Genomic DNA, 19,626 nt, shown 5'->3' with positions numbered 1-19,626 from the left:
GGCAACGCACACGCAAAAACAGGACAGGCCGGCATGTTAGCCCTTTGTCTAAGATTGATCACCCCTCAAACTTCCAGGCTCAACTTACCTTTAATTTTTTTTTCCCGTAGAATCAGCCAGCCTTTTAAGGCGCCAATGTCCGTTAGAAGCTGTTTTCAAAGCGTCACGAGCACAGTCGTTCCTTCAGAGCGGTGTTGGCGAAGGGTCTTTCCAGCGGGGAAAGCCCAACGCCAACCCTCATCAGCTCCCGTTCTGCAGGCGTAAAACTTTGAAAGCAGCTTCTGTGAGGAACTCCGGCAATTCTGGCGTGGAGGCCCAAAAAGCCCCCTGACGCGCATGAGTGCCGTGAGTTTCTGGATGAGCGTCCCGGACACCCATTTGGGACCACTGATGAGGGTAATAACTGTGCTTGAAGCCTACCGCAAACATATCGAAGAGCGCGCAGCACTGGGTATCGTTCCCCAGCCGCTTAACGCCGAACAAACCGCAGGCCTGATCGAGCTGCTGAAGAATCCCCCGGCTGGCGAAGAAGCTTTCCTCGTTGACCTGATCACCAATCGCGTTCCGCCTGGAGTCGACGAAGCCGCCTACGTCAAGGCCGGTTTCCTGTCCGCCCTGGCCAAGGGCGAAGCCCAATCCCCTCTGATCGACAAGAAGCGCGCTGTAGAACTGCTCGGCACCATGCAGGGCGGCTACAACATCGTGACCCTGGTAGACCTGCTGGACGACGCCGAACTGGCCCCGGTCGCCGCCGAAGAACTCAAGCACACGCTGCTGATGTTCGATGCCTTCCACGATGTGGCGGAAAAAGCCAAGAACGGCAACGTCCACGCCAAGGCCGTCCTGCAATCCTGGGCCGATGGCGAGTGGTTCAAGAACCGCCCGGTGCTGGCCGACAAGATCAGCCTGCGGGTCTTCAAGGTCACCGGCGAAACCAACACCGACGACCTGTCCCCTGCCCCTGACGCCTGGTCCCGCCCGGACATCCCGCTGCACGCCCTGGCCATGCTGAAAATGGCTCGCGACGGCATCGTGCCCGATGAGCAAGGCAAGACCGGCCCGATGAAGCAGATCGAAGAGATGCGTGGCCAAGGTTTCCCGATCGCCTACGTCGGTGACGTGGTCGGTACCGGCTCCTCGCGTAAATCCGCCACCAACTCGGTGCTGTGGTTCTTCGGCGACGACGTCCCGTATGTGCCGAACAAGCGCGCCGGTGGTTTCTGCTTCGGCAGCAAGATCGCGCCGATTTTCTACAACACCATGGAAGACGCCGGCGCCCTGCCGATCGAATTCGATGTGTCGAACATGCACATGGGCGACGTGATCGACCTGTACCCGCATGCCGGCAAAGTCTGCAAGCACGGCACCGATGAAGTCCTGACCACCTTCGAAATGAAGACCCCGGTCCTGCTTGACGAAGTCCGTGCCGGCGGTCGTATTCCGCTGATCATCGGCCGTGGCCTGACCGAAAAAGCCCGCGCCGAGCTGGGCCTGCCGCCTTCGGACCTGTTCAAGAAGCCTGAAGCGCCGGCCGAAAGCACCAAGGGCTTCACCCTGGCGCAGAAAATGGTCGGCAAGGCTTGCGGCGTGACCGGCGTTCGCCCGGGCACCTACTGCGAGCCGAAGATGACCACCGTCGGCTCCCAGGACACCACCGGTCCGATGACCCGTGATGAACTGAAAGACCTGGCGTGCCTGGGCTTCTCGACCGACCTGGTGATGCAGTCCTTCTGCCACACCGCGGCGTATCCGAAGCCGATCGACGTCACCACCCACCACACCCTGCCAGACTTCATCATGACCCGTGGCGGCGTGTCCCTGCGTCCGGGCGACGGCATCATCCACAGCTGGCTGAACCGCATGCTGCTGCCGGACACCGTCGGCACCGGTGGTGACTCCCACACCCGTTTCCCGATCGGCATCTCGTTCCCGGCCGGTTCCGGCCTGGTCGCCTTCGCCGCCGCCACCGGCGTGATGCCGCTGGACATGCCCGAGTCGATCCTGGTGCGTTTCAAGGGCAAGCTGCAACCGGGCGTCACCCTGCGTGACCTGGTCCATGCGATCCCTTACTACGCGATCCAGAAAGGCTTGTTGACTGTCGAGAAGAAAGGCAAGAAAAACGCCTTCTCCGGCCGCATCCTGGAAATCGAAGGCCTGGAAACCCTGACCGTCGAGCAGGCTTTCGAACTGTCCGATGCCTCGGCAGAACGTTCGGCCGCAGGTTGCACCATCAAGCTGTCCAAGGAATCGATTGCCGAGTACCTGAAGTCGAACATCACCCTGCTGCGCTGGATGATCGGCGAAGGCTACGGCGATGCCCGCACCCTGGAGCGTCGTGCCCAGGCGATGGAAGCCTGGCTGGCCAACCCGGAACTGCTGGAAGCCGACAAGGACGCCGAGTACGCGGAAATCATCGAAATCGACCTGGCCGACGTCAAGGAGCCTGTGCTCTGCGCGCCGAACGACCCGGACGACGCCCGCCTGCTTTCCAGCGTTGCTGGCGAGAAGATCGACGAAGTGTTCATCGGTTCCTGCATGACCAACATCGGTCACTTCCGCGCTGCCGGCAAGTTGCTCGATCAGGTCAAGGGTCAGCTGCCAACCCGTCTGTGGCTGTCGCCGCCGACCAAGATGGACGCTCACCAGCTCACCGAAGAAGGCTACTACGGCATCTACGGCAAGGCCGGTGCACGGATGGAAATGCCGGGCTGCTCGCTGTGCATGGGTAACCAGGCACGCGTGGAACCGAACTCCACCGTGGTCTCCACTTCGACCCGTAACTTCCCGAACCGTCTGGGTGACGGCGCGAATGTCTACCTGGCTTCGGCTGAGCTGGCATCCGTGGCGTCGATCCTGGGTCGCCTGCCGACCGTCGAGGAGTACATGGAATACGCCGGCAAGATCGACAGCATGGCAGCGGACGTATACCGCTACCTGAGCTTCGACCAGATCGCCGAGTTCCGTGAAGCGGCTGCCAACGCCAACATCCCGGTCGTTCAAGCGTAAAGCTTAAAACGCCCGACAAAAAACGCCGCCCTTCTTGCGAGGGGCGGCGTTTTTTTATGCCTGGGGATTTGATGCAAGCTGACATACCGCTTTCGCGAGCAGGCTCGCTCCCACAGGGATTTTTGTGGCCGCTGCAATTTTGGCAGACAACCCGGAACCCATGTGGGAGCGAGCCTGCTCGCGAAGGCGGCGGCACAGCCAACATCCCTGCCAACTGAACCACCGCTTTCGCGAGCAGGCTCGCTCCCACATAAACGCAGGTCAGGCCATGAGGGAATAGACCAACGCAGTGATCGCCACCAAGCCCACCGACACCACAAAGACATTCGACGCCTGGCCACGATAGCGGGCCATGGCCGGGACTTTGCGGATGGCGTACATCGGCATCAGGAACAGGATGGCCGCGATGACCGGGCCGCCCAGGGTTTCGATCATGCCGAGGATGCTCGGATTGAGAGTGGCGACGATCCAGCACACCACCAACATGAACGCTGCGGTCAGCCGATCGAGGGTCTTGGGTGCCGGGCGGCGACCACTCTTGACGACCAGGCCCTTGAGGCCCTCGCTGGCGCCAATGTAGTGCCCCAGGAACGACTTGGAGATCGCCACGAAGGCAATCAGCGGTGCCGCGAAGGCGATAGTCGGGTTGCTGAAATGGTTCGCCAGGTACGACAGGATCGACAGGTTCTGCGCCTTGGCCTCGGCCAGTTGCGCCGGGGACAGGGTCAGCACGCAACTGAACACGAAGAACAGCACCATCACCACCATCAGCACATGGGCACGCGACAGGATCTGCGCACTGCGTTCCTCGGCGTTGGCACCATAGCGACGCTTCTGGTCCACCGCGAATGCCGAGATGATCGGCGAATGGTTGAACGAGAAGACCGTCACCGGAATCGCCAGCCACAAGGTGTGCAGCAGGGCCGAAGGTTCAGGCACCGTGGACGCCGTGGTGAGGATGCCGCCGTTCCAGTGCGGGATCAGGAACACCGCCAGGAACAGCAGCGCCACGATGAACGGGTAGACCATCAGGCTCATGGCCTTGACGATCGCTTGTTCGCCGCAGCGCACCACTGCCAGCAGACCGAGGATCAGCACCAGTGACAACACGGCCCGGGGCGGCGGTTGGATCTGCAACTGATGCTCCAGGAAACTGCTCACCGTATTGGTCAACGCCACGCTGTAGATCAGCAGGATCGGGAAAATGGCAAAGAAGTACAACAGCGTGATCAACGCGCCGGCCTTGATACCGAAATGCTCTTCCACGACCTCGGTAATGTCCGCGCCGTCACGGCCCGACAACACGAAGCGGGTCAGCCCACGATGGGCGTAGAAGGTCATGGGAAATGCCAGCACAGCCAGGATCAGCAACGGCCAGAAACCACCGAGGCCGGCATTGATCGGCAGGAACAACGTGCCGGCACCGATGGCGGTGCCAAACAGGCCCAGCATCCAGGTCGTGTCATGGCGACTCCATTCGCCGAGGGTGGCGGGGGCTGTCGTTTCAAAGCGCTCTTCGACGCTGTTGGCCTGATCATTCATCCGGTCGGATCTCCGCATTCCGGTCATATGCACCCGGCCGGGACGAGTCGGAAAAATCCGACAGGCAGCGCCCCTGGCCGAAACAGGGGCGCGATTGTCCGGGATTCATGAACAGAAGCAAAGACTTAGCTGAGGAATGGTTATCCGGAGCAGGGTCATTGCACTGAACATTGACCTGCATTCCTGTGGGAGCGAGCTTGCTCGCGATGGCGGTGGGTCAGTCGACATTCATATTGGACGTGCCATCGCCATCGCGAGCAAGCTCGCTCCCACAAGGGTCCGAAAATGAAATACAAAAAGCCCAAGCTACACCTCCCTGCGGCCCCTACAATCAGGTTGAATATCAAAATCGCCCGCGCCCACAGGAGCACAGCATGACTGCAACCGTTCTGGTACTGGTTGAAACCGTTAACGAATACCTGCCGATCCTGGAGCGCCAAGGCTATCACTTGGAACTCGCGCCCACGCCCGCCGAACGCAAGGCAGCGGTTTTCGAACACGGTGAACGGTTCAGCGCGGTGTTGACCCGCGGCCCCTTGGGCTTGACTGCCGAGGAAATGGCCGCCCTGCCCAACCTGAAGATCATCTGCGTGATCGGCGCCGGTTATGAACAAGTGGACCTGCAAGCCGCCAGCGACCGAGGCATCGTCGTCACCAACGGTGCCGGGGTCAACGCTTCATCGGTGGCCGACCATGCCATGGCGCTGTTATTGGCCTTGGTGCGCGATGTGCCTCGATCCGACGCAGCCCTGCGCCGGGGCGAATGGCCGCGAAGCACGCGCCCTTCCCTCGCTGGCAAGCACTTGGGCGTGCTGGGACTCGGCGCCGTGGGCATGGCGATTGCCAAGCGGGCCGCCCTCGGTTTCGACATGAACATCAGCTACCACAATCGCCGCGTACGCAGCGACGTGCCCTACGCCTTCTGCGCAACGCCCACCGAACTGGCCCGGGTCTCGGATTTTCTGATTATCGCCACGCCCGGAGGGCTGGACACCCGCCAGTTGATAAACAAGCAAGCCCTCGACGCCCTGGGTCCCAACGGATTCCTGGTCAACATTGCCCGCGGCAGCGTGGTCGCCACGACCGAGCTCATCTACGCCCTCGAACATCGGCGAATTGCCGGGGCTGCGCTGGATGTATTCGACCATGAACCCGAAGTACCCGACGCCCTGAAGCATTTGTCCAACGTCGTGCTGACACCTCACGTGGCTGGCCTGTCGCCGGAAGCGACACGGGCCATGGTGGAGTTGGTCGGCGATAACCTGAACGCGTTTTTTTCCGGCAAACCGGTGCTGACGCCAGTGGAGCTACCCGACGCGCAGCATTAGAGGACCCCGAGTAACGTCCACAGCCGTCGGGACTCGGCATCGGCACTGATCAGTTCTCCCAGCAGCTCGCTCAGCGGCTTGTTGCCCCACTCCACACCGCGCCGGATCAGATAAGGCACGGGACTGTGGGGCTCGGTGCGCGCCAGGTAACCAGCAATGACCAGCAGCTGTCGATACGCCTCTTCACGATTGGCCGGTTCCTGGAAGACCTGGGCAGGTGCCGCCGTCGGCTGGGAGGTCGGCGTCGTTGTCACCGTGGGCGTTTGCGCGGGCACGACGGCGGGTTGCTGTGGATGCATCGCGATGAACTCCTCTACCAATGCCAACATGGCTTGCATCACGTCCTGCAAGGATTTGTAGCCCGGCGCCAGATGACCCAGGTAGGCGTCGCTCCAGGCTTCGAGTCGTTGCAAGTGTTGCAGGCTTAACATCAGGCTGCCCTGGCGGTGCAACCAGAAGGACAACGGGGTGTTGCGAATCAGTTCGCTGAGTTTCTTTTGTTCGTTGCGCGCCGCCTCCGCCGAGGCCTTGGCGTTCTTGCTGTCGTTGCCCAGCACTTGCTGGCGCTGCAGGCGCTGCCAATCGTCCAGGCTGAAACCCGCGAAGGCTGGGTCACGGCCATCAAGCAACGGCACCCGCGTCAGCAGCACTTCGCTGTAGCGACGGGCCAGCCATTCCAGTGGAATCACCCGCCACGATTGATCGCCATCCTCGGCAAGGGGGTGCAGATGTTCCGGATAGCGCTCGCACAGCCCCGCCACCAGTGCCAGGCTGCCGGGCAAACCTTCCAGCCCGGCCAGGTGCAGCCAGGCCTCCCCCAGCCAGGCGCTGATCATCAGGTCCTTGCTGCGCTCAAGCAGCAACGTGGTCGCGAGCCGCTCCAGGTCCGGCCAAAGCGCGCGCTTGATGGAGGACTGCCACACGCCGGTGGGCAGGCTGGTGTCGTCTTCCCGACGTAATTCGCGTAGCTGGTCGTACTCCGTTTCGTAACGCAGATCCTGACCACAGGGCGACTCGGCGCTGATCGGTTCGAGCAATTGGCTGACCAATTCGGGCAACGGGGTTATCGGCAAACTCACAGGCCCTCCTCACGGGTGGCAATGGCAGGCCTCGACGCAGGCGCGAGGAAAGGTGACCGCGGCGCCTGTGTCGGCAGCGGCGGGATCGACAGCGGCAATTTGGAACCCTGGCTCATCAACGACAGGCGCACGAACATCAAGGTCTGTTGCGCCGTGCGGGCTTGGGTCTGGGCGGTCACCGGCAGTTGCAGGGCCAGGGGAAAATCGGTGTAGTCGACATTCGGCTGGCGTTGGGCCGAGCCCAGCGAACGCATCAGGCGCAGCAACGACCATGGCCCTTGGTATTCCCAGCCGGCTTCGAAGTCGCGCACCACCAGGTTCGGTTGCAACGGATCGTTGGCCGGGCGCTGGTAGCCGTTGCGGGCCCAACGCAAGGTCAGGCGCACGGGCTGGCCGACCATCCAGCGCAGGTTCTGCTGGCCCTCACCGGGGTAGTTGATCTGCTGGTTGCCGGCGTCCAGGCTCCAGGCGATGACCTGGTCGGCGCCGCGCTCTTCCTCGCGGTCGGTGCGCCAGCGCACGTCCATCTCCACGCCCAGGATGCCGCTCTTGTCCCGCACGAACAGCGGCCCGAGCCAGACACCGGCCTGCTTCAAGCGATTGAGGAAATCCTCGGCCGCCAACCGCTCCGGCGTCTGGCTCAGCGTCAGCCCGGCCTGGGCCAGGGGCACGCGTGTCTCGATCAGTTCCAACAGGTGCCGGACCCGTGCCGGGTCGGCATCACTGGCCCGCACGTCCTGGGAAAACGGGAAGCGTCCCGCCAGGTACTGGTTGAAATAATTGGCCAGGTCATTCCAGGCCATTGCCGCCTGGTTCTGTTGCAGGTACAGGCAACGCTGCAGCGCCCCCTGCTGCAATGCGACGGTGCGCCGAGCCAGGTCGCCGCGCCCACCGGACAGGCTGGAGGTCTGCAAGATCTGCGCGCAGGACGCGGTGTCCATCGCATTGAAATCCCGACTTACCAATTGCTCCAACTGGGCAGCCGAACTGGCCGGGTTCTGATTCTTGTACTTGAGCAGTTCGTCGTTGAGGGCCATGAACCGCGCCACCTGGTCATGCTCCAGGGCGGACAGGTCGTCCTGCTGGACGATCAGCCATTCCAGGGCAGGCATGCGCTGTTCGGCGATCTGCAGCATGGCACTGAATTGCTGGTTCAGGTTCAGCTTCAGTTCCTGTGGATCGTTGGCGCCATACAGCTGCAAGCCGAAGTTCTTCGAACCGTCCCAACGCTCGATATCGGCGCGCTGGCTGAATAACGGCTGGGCATCGATTTCGGCCAGGCCATTGTTGATCTGCGCCAATGCCCGGCGATTGAGCAGGCGCTGGAAACGTATCGCCAGGTCGCCCCGGTGCACGTCCATGAAGGCTTTCTGCAGCGCCACGGCTTGGCCGGTCTGTACGTTGAAGCCCAGGCCCGGCGACGGCTCGTCGCTTTCATCCAGGCTCAACCACATGGCCCGTGCCGCGGCGTTTTCGGCGGCCTGCATCAGCGCGTCACGGTAATCCGGCGGGATCCGCGACAGCTCTTCGCTGGCATAGCTCTTGTAGCTGGCGAAATAATTCAGGGCGACGCTGAAATCATCACTCCCATCGCCCTGGCCTATTGAATCCGGATTGCCGGGCGACGGATCCTTCTGCATCGCCAGCGCCACGAAATCCCGTTTGAACAGCGCTTGCACCGCGCCGTCCAACGCCGTGACATGGTCCTGCAACACCAGCAAGCCACTGCCCTGCTGCACCAGCAGATTGTCCCGGGAACCACTCTGGACGATCCACTGGTCGCGAAAACTTTGCTGCAACTTCGCCGCCTGGCTCTCCAAGTCCTGTGTGATATCCGGGCCAAGCAAAGTGCTGTGGCTGACCTTGTCCAGCATCTGGGTGTAGCCAGGCACGAGGTCCTGGCCCTTGCCCCGCCCCCAGGCGGAGTTGGTCAGGCTGACCAGCGTCTGCAGGTCATCGATCAGCGCCATCAGGTCTTCCAGCTCACTCAAGGAGTTGCCGCTGCCTGCCTCCAGTCCTTGCAGGTGCAACTTGAGATAACCGGCCTGGCGAACGAAGTTGTCCGCCAAGAAGTAATGGTCCAGCCAGCGTTGCATCAGGCCGGTGAAATTATCGGTAATCACAGGGCGCGCGGCGTTCAGGTCCAGCCCTTGCAAATCACTGTTTCGCGCATCGAACAGGACCCGGTTGTAAAACTGTGGGCGACTCAAAGTCCCGGTGTTCAGGCCCAAGGACAACGCTGCGTTGCTCAACTGCACCAGTTCGTCCAGTGGCGCCTTGGGGTCGTTCACCACTTGGCTGAACATCTGGTTGTGCTGCTCGAGGCGTGCCGCCAGATCCACCAGCGCCTTGGCCTTCAGGTAGCTTTGCCACTGCGCCGGATCGTCGTTCTCGACGTTGCCCCGGCGCTCGGTGTTGCGGATGGACTTGAGCTGTTCCAGGTCGGAATCGAGCAAGTCTCGCAGCGGTAGTATCCAATGGTGCCGGGCGGTCAGGCGCAAGCCATCCTCCAGCTGCGTGTCCACGGAGGAAAACCAGGAGGTGGGGAAGACGACCGAGACATAACGCCAGCGCGGGGCTTTCTCCAAGACGTTCCAGTAGTTCTGCACGTTATGCCGGGTCGGCTCCAGTTGCGGCTGGTCCGGGTCAATGACAATGTGGTTCTTGTGGGCACTGAGGACCAACCGCGACAGTCCCTCGGCGTTTTCCACCGAATCGCGCCAGACCCAGACCATGCCTCCCAACCAGACCAGGCCCACCACCAACGCCACCGCGCCGGCCAGCCGATGACCGCGTTGGCGCACGCGCAGCAAGCGAGGCACCGGCTGGGCCAGGCCGCGTTCGGCCATAAGACGTCGCGACCACAATTGCCGGGCAAACACCGTTTGCCGCTGGCCATTGTGATGGGCGGCCAAACTGTCGCCGCTGACGGCCGGTGCCTGACTGGCGGTGAAGTACACGCCGCGAAATCGCGGCGCTTCGCCTTGGGCGTTGCCCTGGAATACCGGCTCCAACAAGATCTGCAAGGTTCGTCGCAGGCCTTCGAAGCGTTCCGGCAGGCCATAAAGATCGGTGCTCAGCTGTCCCGACAACGCACCGATCTCGATGATCGATTGCGCCAGCGCGGCGTTGATCTCATCCAGCGCCTGGTCACTCCAGTGCGACTGCCACGCCGCATCCGGCAAATAAGGCGACGACCAACCCAGCATCGAGTCCCGCGCCTTGGCAGGCAGCGCGCTGACCAATTCCTGGAACCCGGGCAACTCTTCCATCCCGGTTATCACCACGTAAACCGGCAGGCTCAGGCCAAACCGTTGCAGCAAATCGATAAAAACCCGTCGGACCTTGAGGCTCAGCTCAGTGGTGTGCTCGATGTCATCGAACTTGCTGAACGGTACTGTCCAGATCACCCCGTCCAATGGCCGCTTGCTGCGCAGCCGCAACAGCAGGCCCAGCAGTCGCCACCAGTTGCCCCGTTGCCGGTTCATGCCTTCATCGGGCAGGAACAACGCCTGGGGCACTACCAGTACGGCGCCTTCGGCATCGCAAAACCAGCGCCCGAACCAGCCCGCCTTGTCCGTGGGTTGCAAACGCCATTGGCTGCACAGCTGGGCGCCGTCGGTTTCGTTGCCGAGCATCATCAGCCAAGGCGTCTGATAGCGGTCGCGGGTGCCCTGCTCCTGCTCCATCTGGCGCACCGCCCCGTAGAAATTGCGAACCGCCGCGCCGCCCTGGGTTCGCAACCACCAGACCGCTGCCGCGATCACCAGCACCACGACAATGGCGAGCAGCACCAAGGCGACGATGCTCAGGGTGTTCATGAATCCTGCTCCTGGACTGACGACTCGTTCAATTGCAACACGGGTTCGAGCTCCAGGCGGATGTCACGCCAGAAGACCTGCCCCAGGCCAGTCAACAACAGCACCATCGCCACGATCGCCAACCCCAGGCGAAAGCCGTCCGGCAAGGATTGCTGCGCGGGCATACGCGCGGGCGTCGCCGCCGCAGACATCGCCAGGCGCTGGCTGACGTCGACGTAATCGGGTTCGTGCTGCCAGGCAAAGGTGAACAACGCCACGCGCCATTTTTCGTGCTGGATCTGGCCAGGCTCGCCGCGCAAGCGCCCTTGGAATCCCAGGATCAGGCATTGCAGGTAGACATTCGCCAGGTCCCGAGTGCCCGGCATCTGCTCATCCAGCAGTTTCTTGATCGCCGCGGGCAAGCGCTCGCCGGCCTGGCGGCTGGCGTACATGCGTGACTCCAGGGGATGCTGCTGCCAGGCCAGTTGGCCGGGCCAGGTGCTGAACAGCAAGGTCTCGTCCACCAGCGCGACGAATGCATAGACCAGCGCCTTGACCTGCTCGGAAGCGGCATCGCCGACGGTGGCATAGGCCACCCGCCAGAGACGCTGGGCGCCGCGACCGGAAAACTCCACGACCCGATTGACCAGCACCGCAGGGTCGCTGTCCTTGGGCAAGTCTTGCCATTCCTGGGACCACTTCAACCAGGCTTGACGAAACGCACTGCTCAGCGGCGCCTCGTGCAGACTCCGAACCACCCCGCCACTTCCGTCAGGCATACGACTCCCCTTTTGCGATCAGGCATTTTCACTGGCTTGCGCCACGAACAACACCACTTGCCACGGGCTGCTGGCCTGGGCTGAGGCCGGCGCCACGATGTGCAGCGGCAATTGCCCGTCGAACCATTGCCCGCTCGCGGCCACCACAAACAAACGGGTGTCGTCACCGACGCTGTAGGCCACCTGCTCGTTGCGGCTCATGGCCTGGTGCGGCAAACCACTCATGCGCTGGCGGCTCAGCAGCGCAATGTGGGGCGCCGACGCGATGATCGCGCCGCGCAACCATTCGGCCGCCGCTTGTTCGCCGGCGCCGTTGGGCATGCGCAAACCGATCACCAGGCGTTGATTGGGCTGGTCGTCAGGCAACTGGATCGAGAAGACCTGCTCGTTGCGCTCGAATGCCAGGCTGCGGTAGCCGGCGCGGACCAATTCCAGGGTGGTTTCCAGCCAGTCGAGCAGCGGCTCGTAGCCGCGCTGCAACTCGAGAAAATCCAACGGGGCGAAAGCCGGGACGCCCGCCAACGGGTCCAGCGCCGACCAGCTCCCGGCCAGCCCCAGCAGCAAACCGTAGAGCGCCTGGGGCGTCGCCACCCGGGTATTCAGCATCCCTTCGAGTTCCGGCAAGCGCGCCCACAGGGCCGTCAATTGCCGACGGATCTCCATGGCATCGTCCTGGTTGCCAGCCGCCTGGGCCTGACGCAAGCGACCGGCGAGAAACATGCACTTTTCCCTGGCCCTCGCGCACACCCCGGCCACCCGCCGACCAAGGGCCGACTCCGGCAGCAGGATCGGCGTTGGCGGCGTATACGGCACGCGCCAGAAACCGCCGCCTTCCTTGCGGATGCGCAGCAATGGCAAGCAGATCGAATCAGCCTTGCTCAATTGCGTGCACAACCTCGGGTTGGGCCGCCAGACGGTGATCGACTCGGGAAACTCGCCGCTGGTGAGGTCTGGCAAAGCCTCGCCGACCACCGATTGCAAACGTCCCTTGAGCGGCAGCAACTGCCCGGCACGCCACAGCGGGCTGACCGCCAGGTACACGGTCACGGTGGCGTCGTCGGTCTTGTCGATCGCCTCGCTGACGTCCAGTTCCAGGGTTGGCCCGACACCGGCCAGCAGATTGACCGGCAAGCCGTCCGGCAAGGTGCCTTGCAATTGCAACAGGCGTACCTGGCCGGCACTCAGGGCCGAAGGATCGACTTCCAACTGGCTGACGCCCCAGAACCAAGGGTTGCAAGCCCCGGCAAAATGCGCGGCGAGGGCCTCGGCGCGCAGTCCTTGCAACTGAAAATGCTGGGGCAACAGTTGCATGCCCTCGTGCCAGCACACCGCGTCAGGTAACAGGCTCATACGACTCCCTTCGACATCCCAAATTGCCGCGCGAGGCGGCCCGCGGTCACTCAAGGCTGCTTGTGCCGATCATCATTCACGAGGGTCATCTCGCGACTTTCGAACTTCAGCCAGGCCTCGTGCTGATCGTCCAGCCGAAGCCGGTGGGCTCCCGGAGTGTTATAGCTGGCGAAGACCAAAAGTCCAGCGGCGCGCCGGCCCTCCAGCGGGAAGGGTTGGCGGTCGATGAATTGCCCCGGGACCAGCTCCAGCCCCCACACCGACATGAGCTGACGATAGTCGCGCTGGAACTGTTCGCGCTCGGCAAACCACTGGCTAGCGGTGATGCCCGAGAGTTGCTTGAGCAGGTCCGGGTCGTTTACCGCAATGAAATCCACGGCGATCGGCGTGTCGTCGTTGGCCCGGGGCGCGACGTCCAGGGTCAGGCTGTCGAGGTCGACGCTGGGGGCAAACAACGAGCACCCGCTGAGCGCCAGGCTGAAAAAAAATCCATGAAAAAACGCACGCAAAATGAATCTTCCTTTTCTCAGCGGTCAAAAATTGTTTTTGCTTGCTTTTTTATAGACCTGTTCTAGCGTCTTGGATAGTTCGACCCACACAGTCGAATGGACCAGGTTCGTCAAGGGAATGACAGGTTTTCTGCCGTCCATTTGCAACCTGCGGATCAGCAAGGGAATGCGATGAGCGGGACTCCCGATGCATTGCTTCCACACCTGCATCGGAGTCGGCCACCATGGCAGAAAGTACCCAGCACAAGCTCGACAGAGTCCGTCCTCCCCGCGTCCAGATCACCTACGACGTGGAAATCGGCAACGCCATCGAGAAAAAAGAACTGCCACTGGTCGTCGGCATTCTGGCCGACCTCTCGGGCAAGCCACTGGAGCCGCTGCCCAAGCTCAACGAGCGGCGCTTCACCGAGATCGATCGGGATAATTTCAACGAGGTGCTCGCCTCCATCTCCCCCCGCGCCACGCTGCAGGTGAACAACACCCTCAGCGGCGACGACAGCAAGCTCAATATCGAACTCAACTTCCGGCACATCGACGATTTCGACCCGGTAAAGGTCGTCGAGCAGGTCACGCCGCTGCGCCGCTTGTTCGAAGCCCGGCAGCGCCTGCGGGACCTGTTGACCAAGCTCGACGGCAACGATGACCTGGACAAGCTGCTGCGTGACGTGATCGCCAACACCGAAGGCCTGCAGGAGATCAAGTCGGCCCGGCCCCAGGACGCGACGCAAGAACTGCCCACCGTAGCCGCCAACGATGACCCTGCCCCGGTCGAACCACAGGCCTGATCGCGCGCCTCATTCAAGGGAGATAAAGCCATGCCTGCTTCATCCAGCGCTCAAACCAGCGAGAGCACGACCCAGACCCTGTCCTTGCTGGACAAGATCATCGCCGAAGGCCGCATGGCCCACGACGACAGCCAGCAAGACTACGCCCGCGACATGCTGGCGGAGTTCGCCACCCAGGTCCTCGACGAAGGCATGGCCATCGACAAGGACACCGTGGCCATGATCAACGACCGCATCAGCCAGATCGACGAGCTGATCAGCGCCCAGCTCAACGAAGTCCTGCACCATCCCGACCTGCAAAAACTCGAGGCCTCCTGGCGCGGCCTGCACCTGCTGGTGCAAAACACCGAAACCAGTACCCGGCTCAAGTTGCGCCTGCTCAACGTCACCCAGAAAGAACTGCAGAACGACCTGGAGAAAGCCGTCGAATTCGACCAGAGCGCGTTGTTCAAGAAGATCTACGAGGAAGAGTACGGCACCTTCGGCGGGCACCCGTTCAGCCTCCTGGTGGGCGACTACACCTTTGGCCGGCATCCGCAGGACATCGGCCTGCTGGAAAAACTCTCGAACGTCGCAGCCGCCGCGCACGCGCCGTTCATTGCCGCCGCCAGCCCGCGGCTGTTCGACATGACCAGCTTCACCGAACTGGCGATCCCCCGGGACCTGTCGAAAATTTTCGAAAGCCAGGAGCTGATCAAGTGGCGCGCCTTCCGCGAAAGCGAAGACTCGCGTTATGTGTCCCTGGTGTTGCCGCAGTTCCTGCTGCGCCTGCCGTACGGCCCGGACACCCTGCCGGTGGAAGGCATCAATTACGTCGAGGACGTCAACGGCACCGACCACAGCAAATACCTGTGGGGTAACGCCGCCTGGGCACTGTCGCAACGCATCACCGAGGCCTTTGCCAAATACGGTTGGTGCGCGGCGATTCGCGGGGCCGAGGGCGGTGGTGCGGTCGAAGGCCTGCCGGCCCATACCTTCCGCACCAGCTCCGGGGACCTGTCGCTCAAATGCCCGACCGAGGTGGCGATCACCGACCGTCGCGAGAAAGAACTCAATGACCTCGGCTTCATCGCCCTGTGCCACAAGAAAAACAGTGACGTGGCGGTGTTCTTCGGTGGCCAGAGCACCAACAAGGCCAAGGTCTACAACACCAACGAGGCCAACGCCAACGCACGGATCTCGGCGATGTTGCCGTATGTGCTGGCGGCCTCGCGTTTCGCCCATTACCTGAAGGTGATCATGCGCGACAAGGTCGGCAGCTTCATGACCCGCGACAACGTGCAGACCTACCTCAACAACTGGATCGCCGACTACGTGCTGATCAACGACAACGCGCCGCAGGAGATCAAGGCGCAGTACCCGTTGCGCGAGGCCCGGGTGGACGTGACCGAGGTGGCTGGCAAGCCCGGGGCCTATAAAGCGACGGTGTTCCTGCGGCCGCACTTCCAACTGGAGGAACTGACCGCCTCGATCCGCCTGGTGGCGACGCTGCCGCCGCCGGTAGCTGCCTGACGGTTGAAATCTGTGGCGAATAGCTTGTTGTGGCGAGGGGATTTAGCGAAACGTCGCACCGCCCCGTTGGGCTGCGCAGCAGCCCCCTAAGCGGTCAACTCAATCTGCCTGACACACCGGGTTGTCAGGTTTAGGGCCGCTTCGCGCCCCAGCGGGGATAAATCCCCTCGCCACAGGTTTTGCGTTGAACATCCCACTCGAATTCAGGAGTTCCAAACAATGGACGCAATCATTCTCGACCTCGGCGGCGACATCAAGGGCGACAGCCTGCTGGAGGGTTTCACGGACAAGATCGAGGTCATGTCCTACAGCCACAACGTGGCGATGCAGGTCACCAACGACGTCAGCAACTCGGAGCGCACCTCCGGCCGCCCGCACATCGGCGAGTTCACCCTGACCAAATTCATCGACAGCTCAACTCCGTCGCTCAATGAATATTGCTGCGCCGGTAAGCCGATCCCGCAAGCCGTCGTCACCATCGGCCGCAACGCCGCCGAAGGCAGCGGCCAGATCATGCCGTTCATCGTCTACACCCTGACCAACGTCGTGCTGTCCAACGTCAGTGTCAGCGGTGGTACCGGTGGCAAACCGGTGGAAACCCTGTCGCTGAACTTCACCAAGATCAAATGGGAGCTCACCGCCCAGAAAGATGACGGCACCAAGGAAGGCACGGCCGGCACGACCTGGGATTTGGCCGCCAACAAAATGACCAAGTAAGGACGCCGCGCCATGGCTGGCTTCGGGCTGCGCCCGCCCCTGTTCGAACGTTTGGCAAGCCCGGCAGACGATGCCGGGCGGGTGTTCGATCGACAGGCATTGCAGGACTCGGTACATGCCGAACTGTCACGCCTGTTCAATACCCGGCGCGGCCTACGGGCGCTGACCGAACCACCGAGCATCCTGGACTACGGCATCGCCGACTGGACCGCGCTGCAACAGCAGCGCAGCGATGACCGTCGTCAACTGACCCGGGAAATTCGCCAGGCCATCACCCACTTCGAACCGCGCCTGCGCCTGGGCGAGGTAGAAGTCTGCCCGGTGCCGGGCCATCCGCAGCAACTGTGCATACGGCTGTCGGGCGAACTGCGTGGCGACCCGCACCCATGGCCCGTGGCGTTTGTAATCGAGCACGCCGGCGACGGCCTTGAGGTGCGCCATGAGCGACTCGATTGACCCGCAACTGTTGGATTACTACCAACGCGAATTGACTTGGCTGCGCCATGCCGGGAGCCTTTTCGCCGAGCGTTACCCCAAGGTTGCCCGGCGCCTGGAATTGTCCCCCGGTGAATGTCCCGATCCCCACGTCGAACGACTATTGGAAGGCTTCGCGCTGCTGGCCGCGCGCTTGCAACGCCGGCTGGATGACGACTACGCCGAATTCAGTGATGCCCTGCTCGAACAACTTTACCCGTTGGCCATGCGACCCTTGCCATCGTGCGCCATCGTGCAGTTCGAGCCCGACCCGAGCAAAGGCAACTTGAACGAGGGCTATCCCCTGCCCCGCGACACGCCATTGTTCGTCACCACGGACAAAGGCCAGAGCATTCATTTCCGCACCACTGCTGCCGTGCATCTATGGCCACTGCAAGTGAGCGAAGCGTTGCTGCTGGGCAGTGACGAGGCCCAGGCGTTGACCGGAGTAGTCCAGGCCCGCTCGGCCTTGCGCCTGGAGTTGCGTTGCCTGGGAAAAAGCCAATGGTCGACGCTGGGCATCGATTCGCTGCGGGTACACCTGGCGGCGTCACCGATGATCAACGCCGGGCTGTACGATTTGCTTGGCGCTCACGCCATCAAGGTCCTGGCTGGCGCGCCGGGCAGCGTGCCGGAACCGTTGGCGGGTTTGCCACGCATCGTCGGTTTCGCCAGCGACCAAGCCTTGCTGCCGGACGAGGACGGCGTGCACCCAGGCATGCGCCTGTTGGCGGAGTATTTCGCCTTTCCGGACAAATTCGGCTTTTTCGACCTGCCGCTGGCCGGCGCCCACAGCGACGACGCTTCTTTATACCTGTACATCGCGTTCGACCGGGCACCAACCAGCCGCTTGCCGCTCCAGGCCAGCGACATCGCCCTGGGCTGCGCTCCGGTGATCAATCTGTTTCCCCGGACCTCCGAGCCGCTGCGCCCGGACGGCACTCGCAGCGAGTATCGGCTGGTGGCCGACAGTCACCGGGAAAACAGCGTCGAGATCCACAGCATCCGGGGCATGCGCGCCATGACCGAACAAGGAGTGCGCAAAGTGCCGGCCTATTACGGCAGCCAGCATGGCAGCGACGAGCCCTGTTATTGGCATGCGCGACGGGTCAGCGGCATGAGCCCGAACCGACTGGGCACTGACGTGATGGTCAGCCTGGTGGACACCCGCTTCGACCCACTGGCCGAATCCCGGGATTACAGCCTCACCGCCGAACTGCTGTGCACCAACCGCCACCTGGCCCAGAGCCTGCCGGCCGGCACGCCATTGGGTTTCGAGCGCCCCGGACCGGTGGCCTGGGCGCGCCTGCGCAATCCTCCCAGCCCGCAGAGCCTGCCGCGCCTGGATGGCGAGTCGCGCTGGCGACTGGTGTCGCAACTGACCCTCAATCATCTGTCACTGGTGGAAGGTCCCCAGGCGCTTGACGCATTGCGCGAGATTCTCGAATTGCACAACCTGCGGGACGAGGCCAGCGCGCGCCGCCAGATCGAAGGCGTATCCGGACTGACCTGTGAACGGGTCATCGCCCATGTTGGCGAGGATGCCTGGCGCGGGTGGCGCAACGGCTTGGAGGTGCGCCTGCAACTGGATCCGCATCACTTCGTCGGCAGCAGCGCCGTGCTGTTCTCCGGCGTGCTGGCGCAATTCTTTTCTCTGTATGCCACCGCCAATCGATTTGTGCGCACCGTGCTGGTCCAGTCCGACAAGGAGGTGAAGACATGGCAACCCCAAGCCGGCAAACCCCTCGCGCTCTGAACCTGGGCGAGCGACTGCGGCGCGACCCACAACGCTTCGAATGGCTCCAGGCCCTGTTGCTGCTGGAACGCGAACATCCCCAGGCCGAGCCCCTGGGCAGCGGCACCGCGCCACAGGCCGAGGCCGTGCGTCTACGTGGACCGCTGACGCCACTGTTCGCCGCCAGCGAGGTCGAAAGCCTGGGCCAGGAACCCGGCCTGCCGCCGACCCTGACCACGCCGATCTTTGGCCTCGGCGGCCCGGACGGCCCGCTGCCCTACGCCTACCAGGAATGGCTGCAACAACGGGCGCGGGCGAAGGATCATGCCCCGGCGGAATTCCTCGACCTGTTCCAGCACCGCCTGCTCAGCCTGCTGTACAAGGTGATGCGCAAGCATCGCGTCGCCCTCGGTTTCACGCCCCCTGGCGCGTCCGCTGTACACGCACAACTGCGCGCGTTGACCGGCCTGCTGCCCAAGGCCTTGCAGGAACGCCAGGCCGCCCCCGACTCGGCGGTCCTGGCCTGCGCCGCGCTGTATGCCGATGGTCGGCGTTCCCTGGCCGGGTTTGCGGCGATTGTCCGTGAACAGTTCGGCTTGCCCGTCGAGCTGAACGCCTATGAAGGTGGCTGGCGTGAAATCCCGCCGGCCAGCCGCAGTTGCTTGCAGCCGGACGGACGCAACCTGCGCCTGGGCCGCAACGCAGTCGCCGGTACTCGGGTCTGGGACGAACATGCCGGCGTGCGCCTGACGCTGGGACCGCTGAGCGCGCCCCAAGCCAGCGGCTTGCTGCCCACTGGCGAAATCCATCCGCTGCTCGCCAGCCTTTGTGCGCTGTATTTCGGCCCAGACCTGGATTGCACATTGGTCCTGCTGGTTCGTGGCGCCGGCCCGTTGCAGTTGAGTCGCCAGACTGCGCCACGGCTGAATTGGAACGGTGGCCTGCAACGCCAGCCGAGCCTGGCCGTGCAACGCATCGAAACCCGCCTTCGCCAGCCGGAGATCGCCTGA

Annotated in this window: 14 protein-coding genes; 8 read left to right on the top strand and 6 right to left on the bottom strand. The window is 62.9% G+C overall.

Features of this window, described 5'->3' with window-relative positions:
• Positions 1–405 precede the first annotated feature (405 nt).
• A complete protein-coding gene (gene acnB / locus J3P84_RS11545) occupies positions 406–3,006 on the top strand; it encodes a bifunctional aconitate hydratase 2/2-methylisocitrate dehydratase (protein WP_305501222.1) in 2,601 nt (866 codons plus the stop codon).
• Between the two features lie 261 nt (positions 3,007–3,267).
• On the opposite strand, the gene J3P84_RS11540 is transcribed toward acnB, so the two are convergent.
• Positions 3,268–4,548 (bottom strand): serine/threonine transporter, encoded by a 1,281-nt coding sequence (locus J3P84_RS11540; protein ID WP_434630277.1) that lies wholly within the window; start codon positions 4,546–4,548, stop codon positions 3,268–3,270.
• A gap of 374 nt (positions 4,549–4,922) precedes the next feature.
• Here J3P84_RS11540 and J3P84_RS11535 point away from each other — a divergent pair, with 374 nt between their 5' ends.
• Positions 4,923–5,876, top strand: coding sequence for a 2-hydroxyacid dehydrogenase (locus J3P84_RS11535; RefSeq protein ID WP_434601121.1), 954 nt, complete (start codon positions 4,923–4,925; stop codon positions 5,874–5,876).
• Here the strand turns inward: J3P84_RS11535 and tssA are convergent.
• The 5 genes from tssA to J3P84_RS11510 are packed head-to-tail and all read right to left on the bottom strand — an operon-like array spanning position 5,873 to position 13,393.
• Positions 5,873–6,955 (bottom strand): type VI secretion system protein TssA, encoded by a 1,083-nt coding sequence (tssA, locus tag J3P84_RS11530; protein WP_434630275.1) that lies wholly within the window; start codon positions 6,953–6,955, stop codon positions 5,873–5,875. The two genes, J3P84_RS11535 and tssA, sit on opposite strands and share 4 nt — an antisense overlap.
• Positions 6,952–10,776 carry a type VI secretion system protein gene (locus J3P84_RS11525; protein ID WP_434630273.1) on the bottom strand — a complete coding sequence of 1,275 codons (3,825 nt, stop codon included), beginning with the start codon at positions 10,774–10,776 and terminating at the stop codon, positions 6,952–6,954. The genes tssA and J3P84_RS11525 overlap by 4 nt, the downstream gene beginning before the upstream one ends.
• On the bottom strand, positions 10,773–11,534 hold the full coding sequence (locus J3P84_RS11520) for a DotU family type IV/VI secretion system protein (protein ID WP_434630271.1): 762 nt from the start codon (positions 11,532–11,534) through the stop codon (positions 10,773–10,775). The genes J3P84_RS11525 and J3P84_RS11520 overlap by 4 nt, the downstream gene beginning before the upstream one ends.
• An 18-nt stretch (positions 11,535–11,552) precedes the next feature.
• Positions 11,553–12,884 carry a type VI secretion system baseplate subunit TssK gene (tssK, locus tag J3P84_RS11515; RefSeq protein ID WP_434630269.1) on the bottom strand — a complete coding sequence of 444 codons (1,332 nt, stop codon included), beginning with the start codon at positions 12,882–12,884 and terminating at the stop codon, positions 11,553–11,555.
• A gap of 50 nt (positions 12,885–12,934) precedes the next feature.
• A complete protein-coding gene (locus J3P84_RS11510) occupies positions 12,935–13,393 on the bottom strand; it encodes a type VI secretion protein (protein WP_434630267.1) in 459 nt (152 codons plus the stop codon).
• A gap of 224 nt (positions 13,394–13,617) precedes the next feature.
• Here J3P84_RS11510 and tssB point away from each other — a divergent pair, with 224 nt between their 5' ends.
• The 6 genes from tssB (at position 13,618) to tssG (ending at position 19,626) form a co-directional block, all read left to right on the top strand.
• The gene (gene tssB, locus J3P84_RS11505; RefSeq protein ID WP_434630265.1) at positions 13,618–14,178 is read left to right on the top strand and encodes a type VI secretion system contractile sheath small subunit; all 561 of its coding nucleotides are present in this window, start codon (positions 13,618–13,620) and stop codon (positions 14,176–14,178) included.
• 30 nt (positions 14,179–14,208) lie between these two features.
• Complete coding sequence (tssC, locus tag J3P84_RS11500) at positions 14,209–15,690, top strand: type VI secretion system contractile sheath large subunit (RefSeq protein WP_434573555.1); 1,482 nt, start codon at positions 14,209–14,211, stop codon at positions 15,688–15,690.
• Between the two features lie 219 nt (positions 15,691–15,909).
• The gene (locus J3P84_RS11495) at positions 15,910–16,407 is read left to right on the top strand and encodes an Hcp family type VI secretion system effector (protein ID WP_186704839.1); all 498 of its coding nucleotides are present in this window, start codon (positions 15,910–15,912) and stop codon (positions 16,405–16,407) included.
• Positions 16,408–16,419: 12 nt separating this feature from the next.
• Entirely contained in the window at positions 16,420–16,863 is a 444-nt protein-coding gene (tssE, locus tag J3P84_RS11490) for a type VI secretion system baseplate subunit TssE (protein ID WP_434601125.1), read from the top strand.
• Positions 16,847–18,637 (top strand): type VI secretion system baseplate subunit TssF, encoded by a 1,791-nt coding sequence (gene tssF, locus J3P84_RS11485; RefSeq protein WP_434630262.1) that lies wholly within the window; start codon positions 16,847–16,849, stop codon positions 18,635–18,637. The genes tssE and tssF overlap by 17 nt, the downstream gene beginning before the upstream one ends.
• On the top strand, positions 18,601–19,626 hold the full coding sequence (tssG, locus tag J3P84_RS11480) for a type VI secretion system baseplate subunit TssG (protein WP_434630260.1): 1,026 nt from the start codon (positions 18,601–18,603) through the stop codon (positions 19,624–19,626). Before tssF ends, tssG begins: the two co-directional genes overlap by 37 nt.

The organism is Pseudomonas sp. Z1-29 (assembly GCF_051131995.1).
Classification (GTDB): domain Bacteria; phylum Pseudomonadota; class Gammaproteobacteria; order Pseudomonadales; family Pseudomonadaceae; genus Aquipseudomonas.
This window is presented reverse-complemented; position numbering and strand designations above follow the sequence as displayed.

What these genes read in the sequence shown, in the direction of transcription:
- J3P84_RS11540 (WP_434630277.1), bottom strand. Translation starts at nt 4,548, where the DNA reads ATGAATGATCAGGCCAACAGCGTCGAAGAGCGCTTTGAAACGACAGCC.
- J3P84_RS11535 (WP_434601121.1), top strand. Translation starts at nt 4,923, where the DNA reads ATGACTGCAACCGTTCTGGTACTGGTTGAAACCGTTAACGAATACCTG.
- J3P84_RS11525 (WP_434630273.1), bottom strand. Translation starts at nt 10,776, where the DNA reads ATGAACACCCTGAGCATCGTCGCCTTGGTGCTGCTCGCCATTGTCGTG.
- J3P84_RS11520 (WP_434630271.1), bottom strand. Translation starts at nt 11,534, where the DNA reads ATGCCTGACGGAAGTGGCGGGGTGGTTCGGAGTCTGCACGAGGCGCCG.
- tssK (WP_434630269.1), bottom strand. Translation starts at nt 12,884, where the DNA reads ATGAGCCTGTTACCTGACGCGGTGTGCTGGCACGAGGGCATGCAACTG.
- tssB (WP_434630265.1), top strand. Translation starts at nt 13,618, where the DNA reads ATGGCAGAAAGTACCCAGCACAAGCTCGACAGAGTCCGTCCTCCCCGC.
- tssC (WP_434573555.1), top strand. Translation starts at nt 14,209, where the DNA reads ATGCCTGCTTCATCCAGCGCTCAAACCAGCGAGAGCACGACCCAGACC.
- J3P84_RS11495 (WP_186704839.1), top strand. Translation starts at nt 15,910, where the DNA reads ATGGACGCAATCATTCTCGACCTCGGCGGCGACATCAAGGGCGACAGC.
- tssE (WP_434601125.1), top strand. Translation starts at nt 16,420, where the DNA reads ATGGCTGGCTTCGGGCTGCGCCCGCCCCTGTTCGAACGTTTGGCAAGC.
- tssF (WP_434630262.1), top strand. Translation starts at nt 16,847, where the DNA reads ATGAGCGACTCGATTGACCCGCAACTGTTGGATTACTACCAACGCGAA.
- tssG (WP_434630260.1), top strand. Translation starts at nt 18,601, where the DNA reads ATGGCAACCCCAAGCCGGCAAACCCCTCGCGCTCTGAACCTGGGCGAG.